We start from the raw sequence: 15,980 nt of genomic DNA, 5'->3' as shown, positions 1-15,980 counted from the left end.
GCACGACGGGCGCACGGTCGTCATCGCGAGCGCAGCGAAGCAACCCAGTGTCGCGCGACGCCGTCCGATATCGTGCAGCCCTGGGTCGCTTCGCTGCGCTCGCGATGACGGAGAGGCCGAAAACTCAGGCTCGAGAGTGCTGGGACGGCGCGAGCTTCAGCGGGCGGCCTCCTAAAGCAGCGCCAGATCCGCCGGATCCGCGTTGGGAAAGATCCGCCGCAGGCTCGCTTGGTCGAGCCCGTAGAGCCGCCGGAACAGGCCGCCCAGCAGCCCGCGATAGTCGGTGAGCACAGGATAATCCCGGTTCTGGAACAGGTGCGCCTCGTCGGCCCGCACCTGCGGCCCCGCGATCCGACCGCCGCGGATCCCGCCGCCGAGGATCCAGTAGACGCTGCCGTGGCCGTGGTCGGTACCGCGGCTGCCGTTCTCCCGGAAGGTGCGCCCGAACTCCGACAGCACGACCACCACCGTGCCGGACCAGCCCGGCCCGATCTCCTCGATGAAGCCCGCGAGGCCGCGCCCCAGCTCGCCGAGCCGGTCGGCGAGGTAGCCGGTGCCGGCACCCTGGTTCACGTGCGTGTCCCAGCCGCCGACATCCACGAAGCCGAGGTTGAAATTCTCGCGCATCAGGCGGCCGATGCGCCGGGCCGACAGCTCGAAGCCCTTGGGCGAGACCGCCCCGCGGTCGGCCTGCCCGGCATGGTCGGAGATCGTGTGGTAGACCGCGTCGCGCACCCGGAACCCCTCGGTCACGGCGGCAGCCAGCTTGGTGTCGCTGTACATGGCGGCGATGAGGCGGGCCTGCCGGTCGTCGATGCCGGGCTTGCCGACGCCGTTGATGGCGATGTTGGGCACTGTCTCGCCGCCCCGGAAGATCAGCGGCATCTGGTCGGTGAAGGCGATCGGCCGGACCCGGGTCAGCTCGGCGGCGAGCCGGGCCATGAAGCCGGAATTGTAGTCGCGGGCGGCCCCGACCGTCTGGCCCATCTCGATCGTGTCCTGAGTCTCGAAATGGCTCCGGGTCAGGTCGTCCGTGCCGGCGAACGGCACGAAGGCGGCCTGGCCCTTGGCGTAGAGCGGCAGGAGCGTCTCGCGCAGAGCCGGGTGCAGGCTCCAGTCGGCGTCGAGCGCCAGGGCGGCCTTCGGGTCGGCGGCGTCCGGCTTCGGGATCGCAAGGTTCGGCCGCGACCGGTAGTAGAACTCGCTGCCGGTCGGGATCACCACGTTGGCGGCGTCGTAGGCGCCGCGCAGGAACACCACGAGGAGGCGCGCGTCGGCTTTCGGGGCCGCCCAGACGCGCCCCGCCACCGTGGACAGGCCGAGCGCCGCCGAGGCACGGATCAGGTCGCGACGGTTCATCGCATGAACTCCGGCGAGGCGAGGTAGAGGGTGTTCCAGTCCTGCGGCGAGACCGCCTGGTCGAGGGCCGCCCGGGTCGCCGCCGACAGCGTGCCGGAGAGCGCCGCGAAGTAGAGCCCGTTCGCGAGCACCGGGAAGGCCGGCTCCTCGGCCTGATCGGGCAGCGCCGGCTTGAACAGGCCGGCCGAGCCGGATCCGATCTGCCGGGCAATCTCGAACCGCGTCGCGAGCTGCCCGGGCCCGCTCCACGCGGCGGCGTCGAGGGGGTAGCCGTCCGGCGTCGAGCGGTTGAACAGGCCCTCGCCGAGCCGGTTCAGCCAGCCGAGCACCGGGCCGGCGTTGCGGATCACGCGCGCGTCGTAGGCCATGCGCAGGGCCGAGAAGACGTAGCGCACCGGATCCTTGAAGGCGCCGCCGCGCTCGGCCGTGAAGGCCGGCTCGCGCACCAGCGCCTCCATCACCGCGGCGATGTCACCGTCGGTGCGGCCGAAGACAGCGGCGAGCCGCGCCACCAGGGCGCCGTCGGGCGGCTGGCCGAGGAAGTAGGTGGCCAGTGCCCGGGAGACGTTGGTCGCGGTGGCGGGGTTGCGGGCGATCAGGTCGACCGCCTCCTCGACCTCGGGCCAGCCGCGGCCCTGGATGCGCGTGCCGAGGAAGACCTTGTCGCCGTAATCGTGCCGGTTCGGGTTGAACGCGAACAGGTCGTCCCGGCGGTAATCGGCGGCGTGCTCGGGGCGGAGCTTCGGAGTCTCGGGCTTCAGGTCGATGCCGACGCCGCTCAGGATCCGCGCCAGCGCCTCGACGTCGCCCTGCGTGTAGCCGGAGCCGACGCCCATCGTGTGCAGCTCCATGATCTCCCGGGCGTAGTTCTCGTTCGGCCGGCCGGCCGCGTTGGCGTCGTTGTCGAGGTAGCGCAGCATCGCCGGGTGGCGCAGGCTCGCCATCAGCAGGTCGCGGAAGCGGCCGAGCACGTGCGGGCGGATCGCGGTGTCGAGGTAGTCGCCCACGGCGGCGCGCAGGGTCGACTTGCCCTGGTGGACGTTGAACCGGTTGAACCAGAACCACGTCAGGCGCTCGCGCAGCTGATCGGGGCTGTAGAGCGCCCGCAGCACCCATACGGAGGCGGCGTTCCGCGCGGCCGTGTTGAGCGCGCCCTGGAACGCCTGCTGCGCGGCCTTCCGCGCCTCGGGATCCGGGATGTCCTTGGCGGCCCTCGCCTGCGCGTCCAGCGCCAGGGCCCGCTCGAACAGGCTGCCCGGCGGGGTCAGCGCGTCGACCTGCGCCTGGGCGGCGGGCGGCAGCCGCGATTCGGCCGGCGGATGGAGCTGCGCGTGAAGCCAGCGGGCTCGCCCATCCGCGGTGAGCTGCGCAAAGGAAGAGGGCGTGGCGCCCCAGGTCAGGGCATCGAGGAAGGCGGCGTCGGACGCGGCGGCGCGCGGCGGCGCCTCGGCCGCGCGAGGCCCCGGACTTGCCGAGGCGAGCAGCAGGACGGTGACCAGACAGCAGCGTGTTGCGGCGCGCGACATCGGGGCCTCGCGAAGCGTGAATCGGCCGGGGAAGCGTGGTGCCGCTCCCCTGTACGGTGCCTGAAAGGCGGCCCCATTCTGCCGGCGTCTTTGCCAATATCGGGGCTTGCCGCTACACGATCCCGAGACCGCGCGAGTGGCGCGCCGCGCACCACCACGTTCCGCCGATACAGAGCGTTCGCTCCATGCTGATGCAGACCAAGACCGAGGCGAGGCCGGCCGATCCGGTGTCGCGGCGGCGCACCTTCGCGATCATCTCCCACCCGGACGCGGGCAAGACCACCCTCACCGAGAAGCTGCTGCTGTTCGGCGGCGCGATCCAGCTCGCCGGCGAGGTGAAGGCCAAGCGCAACCGGGTCTCGACCCGCTCCGACTGGATGGGCATCGAGAAGGAGCGCGGCATCTCGGTGGTCACCTCGGTGATGACCTTCGAGTACGGTGACTGCGTCTTCAACTTGCTCGACACGCCCGGCCACGAGGACTTCTCGGAGGATACCTACCGGACGCTGACCGCGGTCGATTCGGCCGTCATGGTGATCGACGCCGCGAAGGGCATCGAGGCGCGCACGCGCAAGCTGTTCGAGGTCTGCCGCCTGCGCGACATCCCGATCGTCACGTTCGTCAACAAGCTCGACCGCGAGGCGCGCGATCCGTTCGAGCTCTTGGACGAGATCGAGAAGACCCTGGCCCTCGACGTCGCCCCGGTCACCTGGCCGATCGGCACCGGCCGCAACTTCTCCGGGACCTACGAGCTCGGCGGCAACCGCGTGCGCCGCCTCGATGCCGCCGAGGATGCCGGGATGGTGACGGTCTCCGGACCGGGCGACCCGCTGTTCGACGAATTGCTCACCGAGAACGGCGCGGCGGATGCGTGGCGCGAGGAGGTGGAGCTCGCCGAGGGCGGGCTGAAGCCGTTTGACCTCGACGCGTTCCGCGAGGGCCACCTGACGCCGGTCTTCTTCGGCTCGGCGCTGCGCAATTTTGGCGTGCGCGACTTGATCGACGGTCTCGCCAAGGTTGCGCCGCCGCCCCGCGGCCAGGATGCCGACAAGCGCCTCGTGGAGCCCACCGAGCCGCGCATGACCGGGTTCGTGTTCAAGATCCAGGCGAACATGGATCCGAATCACCGGGACCGGATCGCGTTCATGCGGGTCTGCTCGGGCAAGCTCAACCGGGGTATGAAGGCCCGGCTGGTGCGCACCGGCAAGCCGATCTCACTCTCGGCGCCGCAATTCTTCTTTGCCCAGGACCGGGCCATCGCGGACGAGGCCTATGCCGGCGACGTGGTCGGCATCCCGAACCACGGCACGCTGCGGATCGGCGACACGCTCACCGAGGGCGAGGACATTGTGTTCCGCGGTGTGCCGAGCTTCGCCCCCGAGATCCTGCGGCGGATCAAGTTGACCGACGCCATGAAGGCCAAGAAGCTGCGCGAGGCACTGCAACAGATGGGCGAGGAGGGCGTCGTCCAGGTGTTCGTGCCGCAGGACGGCAGTCAGGCGATCGTCGGCGTGGTCGGTGCGCTCCAGCTCGACGTGCTCAAGGAACGGCTCCAGGCCGAGTACGGCCTACCGGTGGACTACGAGACGTCACGCTTCTCGGTCTGCCGCTGGGTCTCCTCGGACTCGGACGCCGAACTCGACAAGTTCATCGATTCGCACGGTTCGGCCATGGCCAAGGACCTCGACGGCGCCCCGGTCTTCATGGCGACCACGGCCTTCTCGCTGCGCTACGAGGAGGAGCGCTATCCGGCCGTGCGCTTCACCGACGTGAAGGATTACCAGAAGCGGACGGCGTGAGGGTTTCGGCGGCCGCTGAGCCATTCGCCCCCTCCCTCGCTGGAGGGGGAAGGGGATGGGCACTTTACGGTGGAGCGTCCAAACGGCCCGCTGTCAGAACTTCCCCAGCATCGGGAACTCCACGCTCAAGCTCGATTCCGAGGCGATCGGCGTCTCGCGCTTGCGCGGCTTGCGGTTGAGCACCTGCTTCAGCTTGCTCTTCAACACCGCCATGTCGAAGGGCTTGAGAATGAAAGCGTCCGCCCCGGCCTGGTGGGCGAGATTGATATCCTCGAAATCGAAGGAGGATTCAGTCAGCATGAAGGGCGTGTTCATCAGGGCGTCGTCGGCGCGGATCTCGCGGAGCAAGCTGAGTCCGTCCATCGGCTCCATGTCGAGGTCGGAGATCACCAGGGCGTAGCGGCGCTGCCGCAGCCGCTCCAGCGCCTCGGGCGCGCTGGTGACGCCCTCGACATCGGGGAATCCGATCCGGGTCATCAGCATCACGATCAGGCGGAGAAGCTTCTCCTGGTCGTCGACGATGAGGATCGGCGGCGTATCGCTCTCGGACATCGGCGGCTCAGATGAAGAGATGATCGATGCCCTGGCGGGACATCGCGTCGGATTGGAGCGAGAGGCAGAGCCCATGGATCGCCGAGGCCTTCGGCGTACCGCGCTGGAGCATCGGCAGCAAATTGGCCTTGGCGAACAGCGTGTCGTTTCCGGTAGTGCGCTGAGCGCTCTTGAACGAGTGGACGAACTCGCGCTTGGTGATCTCGCGCCACTCGCTGATCTGGACATCACGGTGGCGGCTATCGGCGCTCACCCGGTCGAAAGTCTCGTGCACCGACGTGCGCTCGCCCTCGATCACCTGGCAGGCGAAATTGCCTTCGATGACCAGGAAGCTTGTGATCACCGCGAACTCGTTTTTCTTCTGCGCGATCCGCCCGATCTCACTGATCTGCTCGGACCGCTTCGCCGGGTCCGACGACAGGTTGAGGCGCGAGAAGTAGATGATGTGGACGAGGCTTGTCCGTTTCGCCCGCATGATCCCGAGATCCGAAGTCCGTACCCGTTCAGCGCGTCCAGGCAGGCCGCACTGCGCGTTGCCCTGGCCCGGCGGCATCTTCGCGCGTGTGGAATAACACCGCGTAAACGCCGCGGGCGCCGTCCCGACGGATGCGTGACCAGGATGGGTTCGACCCGGCAGGATCTGCCGGGGTTGTCGCGATGATGGGCGAACTCTGCCGGGTCGAGAACGTGCCAGCTTCGAATTCTCAAGGGCTTAGCTCTGGCATGCCGGTTGCGGTCCCCAACCCTGCGGGCCAGTGCGGCGCGCATCGGGATCGCTCGCCATGGATCTTTTCTCTGCCTTGCAGACCTCGGTCTCCGGACTGCAGGCACAGTCCTATGCCATCAGCAACATATCCGGGAACATCGCGAACTCGCAGACAACCGGCTACAAGCGCATCGACACCAGTTTCGTGGATTTGATGGCGCAAACGACGCCGAAGCGCGAGGTCGCCGGCTCCGTCTTGGCCCAGTCACAACTGACGAACACGATCGCCGGCAACGTCGTTTCGTCAAGCATACCGACCAACATGTCGATCACCGGTACCGGCTTCTTCACGGTCGTGCAGAAGACCGGCGATGCGAACAATCAGCCGACCTTCAGCGGCGCGAACGTATACACGCGTCGCGGAGACTTCTCGCAGGATAAGGATGGTTATCTGGTCAATGGTGCGGGCGGGTACCTGACCGGCACCAACTTGGATCCCACGACCGGTCAAGTCACCAGCACGGGACCGGTCAACATCGGCAACCTGACACTTCCTGCCCAACCCACGACAACGATCGAGTATTCAGCCAATTTGCCGGCATCCCCCACCGTGAGTGCGTCAGCTCAGCCACCTAACAGCATCGCGGGTCCATCGATCACTGGCTATACTACAACTGGCGCGCCGGTCACGATCAGCATGCGCTGGGTTCAAACGTCGGCCGCCGGTACCTCGCCCTCGTCGTGGGACTTGTACTACAACAGCAGTACAACGGACACGCCGTCCTGGACCCAAACCGGGCCGGCATTCAACTTTGATTCGACGGGCCAGCTGACCAGCCCGAGCTCGGCCGCCCCTGTCGCACTGACCGGCGTCAAGATCGGCGACTATAGTTTTGCATCGCTCAATCTGGACGTCAGTGGCGGACTGACTCAGTACGCGGATGCCAGCGGCGCCGTGACCACAAAGAAGCTTAGTCAGGACGGCAACAGTGCCGGCACTCTGACGAGTGTCTCGGTGGGCGAGGACGGTAAGATCAGCGGCACGTTCTCAAACGGCTCGGTGATTCCCGTCGCCACAGTCGGTGTCGCGCAATTCGCCGATCCAGATGGGCTGAAGGCCGATGGAAAGGGGAATTATCTCCAGACTGCCGATTCCGGGCCGCCACTGACCGGTCTTAACGGTAGCACGATCAACGGCGCCAGCATCGAGCAATCGAATACGGATATTGCAAGCGAATTTTCTAAGATGATCGTAACCCAGCAGGCATACTCTGCGAACACGCGGGTCATGTCGACGGCTCAGACGATGATGTCCGATCTGCTCAATGTGATCCGGTAGCTGATTCCGAGGGGGTCGCCGAGGAGGCTTACAAGTGTCGCTGAACGCACTTTCCAACGCGACCGCCGGGCTTGCAGCTACGCAGGCTGCGATCAACATCGTCTCGCAGAACGTCGCCAACGCCGGGACAGCCGGATACGTCAAGCGAACACTCACGCCTGTTGCCACCGGAACCAACAACCTGGGAGTGGCCGCCGGGACGGTCACCCGCAGCTTCGACGCGGCTGCCCTGAACCAACTCCGACTCGAGACATCCGGCGCCGCCTACACCAGCACGAAATCCGGCATCATCTCTCAGCTCGATGCCCTCTACGGCACACCTGGCAGCTCGACAGCGCTCGACGGCACGCTGAACACCTTCACCCAGTCGCTCCAGCAGCTCGCCGCCAACCCGACCTCCGCTGCCGCCCGCACGACGGTGCTGAGCAGCGCGTCTGCGCTCGCCAGCCAGATCAACGGTGCCGCTGCCACGGTGCAGACGCTGCGCACAGGGATCGAGTCACAGCTCGGCACCGATACGAATTCGGCCAGCGCGCTCCTGTCGAGCATCGCCAACCTCAACACCAAGATCCAGAACACTGCGGACAGTTCGTCCCTGGCCGACCTGCAGGATCAGCGCGACCAGGCGATCAACGGCCTGTCGAGCTACATGGACGTCAGGACGACGTCGAAGAGCGACGGAACGGTCACGGTTCTCACCCAATCCGGGGCAACCCTGGTTGACGGCGGCAATGCGGCGACCCTGAGTTTCGACGGGCACGGCACGCTCAGCGCAAACTCGTCCGTCTCGTCGACGCCGCGCTCCGTCGGCACCATCACCGCCATGTTGCCAGGGGGTGGGAAGATCGATCTGGGCGAACCTGGGGTGCTGCGATCCGGGAGCCTCGCGGCTCAGCTCGAACTGCGCGACCAGACCCTGCCGCAGGCCCAGCGCCAGCTCGACGACCTCGCGGCAGGGCTGGCGAGTTCGCTGACCGACAAACAGGTCACCGCGACGGCGAATGCCGACAAGTCCGCCACGATCGACCTGTCAGGTATTAAAGCCGGCAACACGCTCACGATCCCGGTCACCGTCAACGGCACGGTCCGGAACGTCATCCTCGTCGCGTCCAACTCCACATCGACAACCGTCACCCCGAGCCAGACCAGCGACGCCAACGCGCTCGTGGGAACCTTCCAGATCCCGAGCGATCCCACGCAGTATCCAGCCGTGATCAAGGCGGCTCTGGCCTCATTGACGCCGAATTTGAGTGTGGATGTCCCCGGCTCAGGTCCGAACATCACGATCAGAGACACGTCCAGCAGCCCGAATCAGGTTACGGCGAGCGCCAACATCACGGCCGTCTCCGCCGACGACCTCTACACCGGCAACCCGTCGCTGGCCCTGTTCGTCGACGGCGCGAATAACGCGGTCTACACTGGCTCCTTCGACCGCGGCTCGCAGCTGACCGGCTTCGCCCAGCGCATCGCCGTCAACACGAACCTATCCGGCGATACGACGGCGCTCTCGGCCGCGGCCCCCTCGACGAGCGCCGCGAACACGAACGCCTCGGGTACACGAGCCCAGCAGCTTTACGCGGCGCTGACCTCCACGCCGCAGACCTTCTCATCGTCCAGCGGTATCGGCGGCATCTCGGCTCCGTATCACGCCACCGTCGCGGGTTTCGCGCAGGACATCATCTCTGCCCAGGGGGCGGCCTCCGCTAACGCCTCGGCGCTCGACGGTACCCAGCAAACTGCACTCGCCACCGCCCAGAGCCGGTTCGCGACCGGGGCCGGGGTCAATATTGATCAGGAGATGTCCAACCTGATCGCCCTGCAGACGGCGTATGGCGCCAATGCCCGCGTGTTGACGGCCGCCCGCGACATGCTCAACCAGCTGCTGCAGATTTGATCATGACGACGATCACACCCTTCGCGGCTGGCTCGTACCTGACGACGCGGAACGCCGCCCAGCTCACGACGCTGAAAAACCAGCTCAATGACCTGTCGAACCAAGTTTCGAGCGGTCAGGTGTCGCAGACCTACGGCGGCCTCGGCTCCGGGCGTTCCACGGCGCTGGCCGCACAAGCTACGTTGAGCGCGCTCGGTGGCTACGCCGCCGGCATCACAGCCGGGCAGACGCGGACAAAACTTGCGGTGACGAGCCTGACCCAGGTTGCGACGCTGGGCACGAGCGCCCGCCAGAGCCTAAACAACGGGCTGCAGAGTGCTGCGACCAACTCCATCGCGGGCCGCTCGACCGCCCTCGGGAACTTGGAGACGGTGCTCGATACGCTCAACCAGTCGGCGGCGGGCAATTATCTGTTCGGTGGCGCCGATGCCAGCACCCAGCCGGTCCTCGACGCTGAAACGATCCTGAACGGATCGACGAACAGCGACGGAACCCTGAAGGCCGGTCTCACGAAACTGATCAAGGATCAGGTTGCGGCAGATCTTGGGTCGGGCTCCGGTTGGCTGACCACCTCCCTATCCGGGTCGGCCGTGACGGTGGCCGAACAGGACCCGACCAGGACGAGCTTCGGCTTCAATGTCGGCGGAGCCTCGTCGACGACGACCGCAATCACGGCGACCGCCAATCCCGGAACAACGACCACGCCGGGCACGATCAATCTCACCGTGAACAGCCCGCCGGCTGCGGGCGACAGCGTTACCGTCACGCTGAAAATGCACGACGGGACATCGACGACGCTGACGCTCACCGCCGTCTCCGGCAACACCGCGACTTCCACGTCGAGCACCGGCGCGACCTTCGCAATCGGCTCCGATGCGCCCACGACGGCCAATAACCTCAACATCGCGCTCCAGGGTGCCATCACGGCGGCCGCTGCCGGAACCCTCGCCGTCAGCTCGACGGCAACCGCCGCGAAGAACTTCTTCTCGGGTTCGGCAAGCGCAGGCATCATCCCCCAGCGCATCGACTTCTCCGGAGCGGCCCCCGTCTACGTGCCCGGAACGAAAGATAACACGGTACTCTGGTACCAGGGCGAGGATACGCGGAGCGCGCCCCCGGCCCTGCAGCCGACCTCGGCGCTCGACACCCAGTCCGTCCAGATCAGCTCGACGGCCAGCGTCGGCACCGGTGCCCGCGCCAACGATGGCGCGATCCAGAACGTTCTCGCTGGCCTCGCCACGATGGCCTATGGGCTGCCTACGACCAGCGATGGCAACACTATCGCCACCTATCAGGCGGTGATCGACCGGGCGGGCAAGCTTCTCTCATCCACCGACACGACGAGCCCGAGCGTCCAGGACACCGTCACCCAGCTCTCCCTCGCGTCGGCGCGCCTGTCCAACGCCAGCACAACCAACACGGCAACGCAGAACACCGTCCAGAACACTCTGGACGGGATCGAGCAGGCCTCGCCTGAAGAGGTTATCGCCAAGCTCCTCGACGTACAGAACCGGCTTCAGGCGAGTTATCAGATCACCTCGACGCTCTCGAAACTCTCACTGGTCAACTACATCAGCTAAACCGGAGAGGGAAAAGGGCGCGGCTTCGTCCGGTCGCGCCTACGGTCCCAAAAATTTCGCGATCGCGCGAAAACATCATAGTCTTGCCGTTTTCCGGGGATGAACCGCATAGTGCGGATGCGCCCGCGCGCCGTCATTCGATCGAGGAGAGGTCGACATGTCGCTGCCTGGACCCATCGAACTCGTTCTCCGTCTGGGAGCCGCCCCTCGTGTCGGCGCGATCGTCATGGTCGAGCAGGCGATCGACACCTATCTCGCGGGCTATGCGCATGCCGACGACCGCGCCATCGCCCTCGACATCCTGCTCCGCGATCTCGCCCGTCTGCGTATCCACGAGCCCGATCTCGACCAATTCATCGGCGAGGTCGAACTCTACCTCGACTTGCTTTTCCGGGACCTCGCCTGCCAGGCCGCCTGAGATGCCTGGTTGGCTTCGACTGTGCGCCGCACTGGCGGCCCTGACCCTCGCCGGGCCGGCCGTCGCCCTCGATCTCCGGGATTTGCCGACGATTCCGGGGCCGGTGCCGTGCCCGTCCAAGGGCCAGGGCTTCCTGCGCCTGCCAGGGAGCGGCAGCTGCCTCCGCATCTCGGGCCGCGTGGTCGCGGGGGCGGACCTGGGCGCCGGACACCGGGTCGCAGCGGCTCCGGCTGTCGCCGGCCGCCTCGCGATCGACAACCGCGCCGATACCGATCTCGGCGAGGTCCGGACCTTCGTTCGAATCGGCACCGGCCGCCGCTGAAGCGGGGCTCAGAGGTTGCGCGAGAGCACCAGGGGCCCGCTGCGCACGCCGCGGCCATACGGAGAGGGCGCCGGCGCTTGCCGGCCGTAGCCGGACGGCAACTGCGCGCGACCGATCTCCTCGGCCAGCGACTTGATCAGCCCTTCTGAAACGGTCTTGGCGCTGGCCAGCACCGTCTGGTTCGCCTCCACGGCGGCCGTGAAACGGCGATGCGCCGACCGCAGAAGCTCGACCCCATCGGGATGGAAGCGCTTCAGCGCGACGGCGTTCGCCTTCGCGACCTCAAGGCCCTGCATGTAGGCGGCGGCCAGGGCTGCCTTCGGCTCGGCTGCGGCGACGCCCTCCTGCAGACGGCCCTCCCGAACGAAGGCGGCCTCCTCGGCGAGCACGGCCTCCAGGGCCGCCATGTTGCCGAGCACGCCCGCAACCAGGGCCTCGGCGGTGACCCGGTCCGCGACCCGCAGCGGTTCAGCCTTTTGCATGTGTCGCTCCAACGTTTGCCGCACCCTGCATCTTCATGATCTCGCGGAAGATCGAGTCGGCGATGCCGACGCCGCCGCTCTTCACAATCTGGGTTGCGTATTCCTTGGTCAGCATCGAGCGATAGACGCCCCCGCCGGTGCCATTCTCGCCCAGTGGTCCCTCGGTGCCTTCCGACTGCGTCAGCCGATCGAGGCTGTTCTCGAGGAACATCGATTCGAACTCGGTGGCGGTCTTCCAGGCCTTGGCCTTGTTGGCGGTCTTGATCATCCCGTCGGCCACGCTCCCGGCGGCGGAGGTCCCGACGCTGGCGGCGGCGGTGGCCGCGAAACTGGCGAGTTGCAACATGGTTCGTGCCTCCGCGGCCGGGTGATCACATCAACTCGATATCGGCCTGGAGCGCGCCGGCGGCCTTGATCGCCTGGAGGATCGAGATCAGATCCCGCGGGCCGACGCCCAGCGCATTGAGGCCGTCGACCAGTTCGCGCAGGCTGACGCCCTCCTTCACCAGCGCGAGCTTGTTGCCGTCGCCGGTATCGACCTTCACGCCCGTCCGCGGCACCACGACGGTGCGCCCGTCCGAGAAGGGCGCCGGCTGGCTCACCTGCGGCTGTTCGGTGATGGTGACGGTGAGGTTGCCCTGCGCGATCGCCACCGTGGAAACGCGCACGTCCCGGCCCATCACGATGATGCCGGAGCGCTCGTCGACCACGACCCGGGCGGTCTGGTCGGGCTCGACCTTGAGCTGCTCGACCTCGGTGATCAGGCGGATCATGTTGCCGTTGTAGCGGGCCGGGATCTGGATCGTCACGGTGGCCGGATCGGTGGGTTCGGCGGTGTCGGCGCCCATGAAGTCGTTGATCGCGGCGGCGATCCGCTTCGAGGTGGTGAAGTCGGGATTGCGCAGCGACAGCCGCAGCGTGCGCGCGTCGTTCAGCTTGAAGGCGATCTCGCGCTCGATATTCGCGCCGTTGGAGATGCGGCCGTTGGTGGGCACGCCCCGGGTGATCTTGGCGGCGTCGCCCTCGGCCGAGAAGCCGGCAATCGCCACGGAGCCCTGCGCCAGGGCATAGACCTCACCGTCGGCGCCCAGCAGCGGCGTCACCAGCAGCGTGCCGCCCTGGAGGGACTTGGCGTCGCCCAGCGACGAGACCGTCACGTCGATGCGGGTCCCCTGCGCGGCGAAGGGCGGCAGGCTCGCGGTCACCATCACGGCGGCGAGGTTCTGCGTGCGCATCGTGGCGCCGCGGGTGTTGACGCCGAGGCGCTCCAGCATGGCCTGGAGGGACTGCTTGGTGAAGGGGATGTTGTTCAGCGTATCGCCGGTGCCGTTCAGGCCGACGACGATGCCGTAGCCGACGAGCTGGTTCTGGCGGACGCCCTCGATGGAGGCGAGATCCTTGACGCGCGACAGGGCCAGCGCCGGCCCGGACAGGGCGGCGAGCAGCAGGGCGCCGGTGAGGGCACCGAGCAGAATCTGCAGAGGACTGAACGCAAGACGCGGGCGCATGCCGGATTTTCGACCTGGACGGACCTGCCGCCATCCTGCCAGGGTCGTGCCACTTCGTCCGGCGCCGCAAGGCTCTGACAGAGCGAAGGTTTTCACCGATGCGGCCGGCCGGCTCATCCCGCGGTACCGGCACCGAACCTGCCGACCCGGCAGCTTCTGCCGCCTTGTTTACCCGCGCTTAACCCTGGCAGCGGACTTTCCGGTTCTGCGCGGGGGCGCCTGGAGCAACGCGAACCGGATCATGCGTGTCGAGACTCGCCAGCCGATACAGAGTGCCGGCGGGGTTGCGGGCGCCCGGAAACCCGAGGGGGGCGCAGGCTTCAGCCTCGGTGCGGCCCCGACCGCAGCAACGGGCACCGGCGCGCCGGCCGCCGCCGCGACGCTGGCGGGGCTCGACGCGGTCCTGCTCCTCCAGGCCGAGGCCGACACGCCGCAGGAACGGCGCCGGCGCTCGGCCCAGCGTGGCCGGGATCTTCTCGATGGCCTCGACCGGCTGAAGGCGGCGCTTCTGGGCGGCCGCGTCGCGCCGCAGGACCTGCGTGCCATCGCCGGCCGGCTGAACGAGCGTGCGGGCCTCTCGGGAGACCCGCGGCTCGACGGCCTGATGGGCGAGATCGAGCTGCGGGCGGCAGTGGAACTCGCCAAGCTGGAGATGGCCCGGAGGGTCTGACCGCACCTGCGCGACCGTCCCTGCGGGCCGAGCGAAGCAGCCGGCCGTGGCCTGTGCGCGCTTCCCCCAACGAGGGAGGCGGAGGACAGGAGGCACCGGAGCGTTCGATTCGGCACCGCCGCCGATCCTGCCCCGCCCGAGATGGGGGAGGGGAACGCGTGCCTGTTGGACGCGGGGCTTGCGTGGAGCAGATCCCGCTACACCGCCCGCCGCTTCGGACCTGTCGGCAGCATCTGCGGCTCGCCCGGCCCCGTCTCGACACCCAGATCCGGCACCGCGATGATCGGCGCACCGCGCAGATCCTTGCGGGTGATGATGGCGCCGCGCTCCTCGAGATAGGCCAGCATCCGCCGGGCCCGGCCGCCCGAACTGGTTCCGTAGGCCTCAGCCAGCATGGTGTCGGTCGGGCAGGGGGCGCCCTCGATGGCGGCCCGGGCGACCACGAGGAACAGCCCGGCCAGATCGTCCGGCAGGCCGGCCGCGATCGCCTGGGCCTGCTCCCACCCGGAATTGTCCGCCACCGCGCCCCCGGCTTCGGCTCGTGCAACGGCCAGCCGCCGCTTGAACTCGGGCAGGCCCATCGTGTCGCCGCGCAGGCGCCGGATGCGGCAGCGGACCGTGAAGTCCTGATACAGCGTCGCGGGCGTGCAGGCGGCCGCGTCGGCATCCGCCAGCACCGAGGCCAGCACCTCGGAGAGCGCCGCCTCGCGGGCCTCCGGATCCATGGGCTCCTCCTCCGGCTCCTCCGCAGGCGCCGGCGGCCGGTAATTGGCGAGCTGTACGAGCACGTCCGGTGCCGGCGTCGGGCGCGGCTTCGGGCGCGGTGCCAACGGCGCGACGCTCTCCTGTGGGCTCGCCGTGAGAATCAGCGCGCGGGCGTCCTCCAGGGCGTCGGGCAGGGGGACCAGGACCGGCGAGGAACTCCGGCTCACGGTCTGGGTCGGCCCGACCGCGATGGTGAGCGGTCGCCGCGACAGGGCCGGCCCGAGGGCCACGAAATGCCCCCGCGGCAGGTCGCGAAACGTCTCGGCCTGGCGGCGCTCCAGGCCGAGGAGGTCGGCGGCGCGGGCCATGTCGATGTCGAGGAAGGTCCGGCCCATCAGGAAGTTCGACGCCTCGGCCGCGACGTTCTTGGCGAGCTTGGCAAGGCGCTGGGTGGCGATGATGCCGGCGAGGCCGCGCTTGCGCCCGCGGCACATGAGGTTGGTCATCGCGCCGAGCGACAGGCGGCGGGCTTCGTCCGAGACCTCGCCGGCCGCCGCGGGCGCGAAGAGCTGCGCCTCGTCCACCGCCACCAGCATCGGGTACCAATGGTCGCGGTCGGCATCGAACAGACCGCCCAGGAAGGCCGCGGCGGCCCGCATCTGCCCGTCGGCGTCGAGATTCTCCAACGACAGCACCACCGAGACCCGGTGCGTCCGCACCCGGGCGGCGATCCGCTGCAGGGCGACATCGTCGCCGTCGGCCTCGACCACGACGTGGCCGTAGCGGTCGGCGAGGCTGGCGAAATCGCCTTCGGGATCGATGATCGCCTGCTGTACGAGGCCGGCGCTCTGCTCCAGCAGCCGCCGCAGCAGGTGCGATTTGCCGGATCCCGAATTGCCCTGGACCAGGAGCCGCGTGGCGAGCAGTTCGGTGAGGTCGAGGAGCGCGGGGCGCTCGCCGGTCAGGCCGAGATCGATGTCGGAACGCATGGGGCCTCATAGCACGGCCCGGCGGATCCGGATGCGCCGCCGGAGCGCTGTCCACGCTTCCCGCATCTGCGAGTTCGCGCGACGGATTGGCGCTCGGCTCCGCGCGGCGGTGCTCCGTCCTGTCGTTCCGG

Annotated in this window: 15 protein-coding genes; 7 read left to right on the top strand and 8 right to left on the bottom strand. The window is 68.1% G+C overall.

All coding sequences use genetic code 11. The features are described from left to right. Positions 1-171: 171 nt before the first annotated feature. Positions 172-1,359 (bottom strand): DUF1501 domain-containing protein, encoded by a 1,188-nt coding sequence (locus BLT59_RS22385; RefSeq protein WP_091785705.1) that lies wholly within the window; start codon positions 1,357-1,359, stop codon positions 172-174. Then, positions 1,356-2,885: a DUF1800 domain-containing protein gene (locus tag BLT59_RS22380; protein WP_091785702.1), complete on the bottom strand. Its 1,530-nt coding sequence runs from the start codon at positions 2,883-2,885 to the stop codon at positions 1,356-1,358. The genes BLT59_RS22385 and BLT59_RS22380 overlap by 4 nt, the downstream gene beginning before the upstream one ends. A gap of 185 nt (positions 2,886-3,070) precedes the next feature. Here BLT59_RS22380 and BLT59_RS22375 point away from each other — a divergent pair, with 185 nt between their 5' ends. Continuing rightward, positions 3,071-4,684 (top strand): peptide chain release factor 3, encoded by a 1,614-nt coding sequence (locus BLT59_RS22375; RefSeq protein WP_091785699.1) that lies wholly within the window; start codon positions 3,071-3,073, stop codon positions 4,682-4,684. 93 nt (positions 4,685-4,777) lie between these two features. Here the strand turns inward: BLT59_RS22375 and BLT59_RS22370 are convergent, their stop codons facing one another. After that, on the bottom strand, positions 4,778-5,236 hold the full coding sequence (locus tag BLT59_RS22370; RefSeq protein WP_091785696.1) for a response regulator: 459 nt from the start codon (positions 5,234-5,236) through the stop codon (positions 4,778-4,780). A gap of 7 nt (positions 5,237-5,243) precedes the next feature. Then, positions 5,244-5,711: a BLUF domain-containing protein gene (locus BLT59_RS22365; RefSeq protein ID WP_091785693.1), complete on the bottom strand. Its 468-nt coding sequence runs from the start codon at positions 5,709-5,711 to the stop codon at positions 5,244-5,246. 307 nt (positions 5,712-6,018) lie between these two features. Here BLT59_RS22365 and BLT59_RS22360 point away from each other — a divergent pair, with 307 nt between their 5' ends. From BLT59_RS22360 to BLT59_RS22340, 5 genes are all read left to right on the top strand, one after another. Then, positions 6,019-7,281 carry a flagellar hook protein FlgE gene (locus tag BLT59_RS22360; RefSeq protein ID WP_091785690.1) on the top strand — a complete coding sequence of 421 codons (1,263 nt, stop codon included), beginning with the start codon at positions 6,019-6,021 and terminating at the stop codon, positions 7,279-7,281. Between the two features lie 34 nt (positions 7,282-7,315). After that, positions 7,316-9,175, top strand: coding sequence for a flagellar hook-associated protein FlgK (flgK, locus tag BLT59_RS22355; protein ID WP_091785688.1), 1,860 nt, complete (start codon positions 7,316-7,318; stop codon positions 9,173-9,175). A 2-nt stretch (positions 9,176-9,177) separates the two neighbouring features. Next, positions 9,178-10,755 carry a flagellin gene (locus BLT59_RS22350; RefSeq protein ID WP_091785685.1) on the top strand — a complete coding sequence of 526 codons (1,578 nt, stop codon included), beginning with the start codon at positions 9,178-9,180 and terminating at the stop codon, positions 10,753-10,755. 157 nt (positions 10,756-10,912) lie between these two features. Continuing rightward, positions 10,913-11,173, top strand: a complete 261-nt coding sequence (locus BLT59_RS22345) for a hypothetical protein (RefSeq protein WP_091785682.1) — start codon at positions 10,913-10,915, stop codon at positions 11,171-11,173. Between the two features lies 1 nt (position 11,174). Then, a complete protein-coding gene (locus BLT59_RS22340; RefSeq protein ID WP_091785679.1) occupies positions 11,175-11,495 on the top strand; it encodes a porin family protein in 321 nt (106 codons plus the stop codon). Positions 11,496-11,503: 8 nt separating this feature from the next. On the opposite strand, the gene BLT59_RS22335 is transcribed toward BLT59_RS22340, so the two are convergent. The 3 genes from BLT59_RS22335 to BLT59_RS22325 are packed head-to-tail and all read right to left on the bottom strand — an operon-like array spanning position 11,504 to position 13,485. Continuing rightward, positions 11,504-11,977 (bottom strand): hypothetical protein, encoded by a 474-nt coding sequence (locus tag BLT59_RS22335; RefSeq protein WP_091785676.1) that lies wholly within the window; start codon positions 11,975-11,977, stop codon positions 11,504-11,506. Continuing rightward, positions 11,964-12,323, bottom strand: coding sequence for a rod-binding protein (locus BLT59_RS22330; protein WP_091785673.1), 360 nt, complete (start codon positions 12,321-12,323; stop codon positions 11,964-11,966). The genes BLT59_RS22335 and BLT59_RS22330 overlap by 14 nt, the downstream gene beginning before the upstream one ends. A 25-nt stretch (positions 12,324-12,348) precedes the next feature. Continuing rightward, a complete protein-coding gene (locus BLT59_RS22325; RefSeq protein WP_091785670.1) occupies positions 12,349-13,485 on the bottom strand; it encodes a flagellar basal body P-ring protein FlgI in 1,137 nt (378 codons plus the stop codon). Positions 13,486-13,726: 241 nt separating this feature from the next. On the opposite strand from BLT59_RS22325, the gene BLT59_RS22320 reads away from it, so the two are divergent. Further along, on the top strand, positions 13,727-14,155 hold the full coding sequence (locus BLT59_RS22320; RefSeq protein ID WP_091785667.1) for a flagellar assembly protein FliX: 429 nt from the start codon (positions 13,727-13,729) through the stop codon (positions 14,153-14,155). A 197-nt stretch (positions 14,156-14,352) separates the two neighbouring features. On the opposite strand, the gene BLT59_RS22315 is transcribed toward BLT59_RS22320, so the two are convergent. Continuing rightward, on the bottom strand, positions 14,353-15,849 hold the full coding sequence (locus tag BLT59_RS22315) for a helicase HerA domain-containing protein (protein ID WP_091785664.1): 1,497 nt from the start codon (positions 15,847-15,849) through the stop codon (positions 14,353-14,355). Positions 15,850-15,980: the final 131 nt, after the last annotated feature.

The sequence above is a fragment of the Methylobacterium sp. UNC378MF genome, from assembly GCF_900103195.1.
In the GTDB taxonomy this organism is placed as follows: Bacteria; Pseudomonadota; Alphaproteobacteria; order Rhizobiales; family Beijerinckiaceae; genus Methylobacterium.
This window is presented reverse-complemented; position numbering and strand designations above follow the sequence as displayed.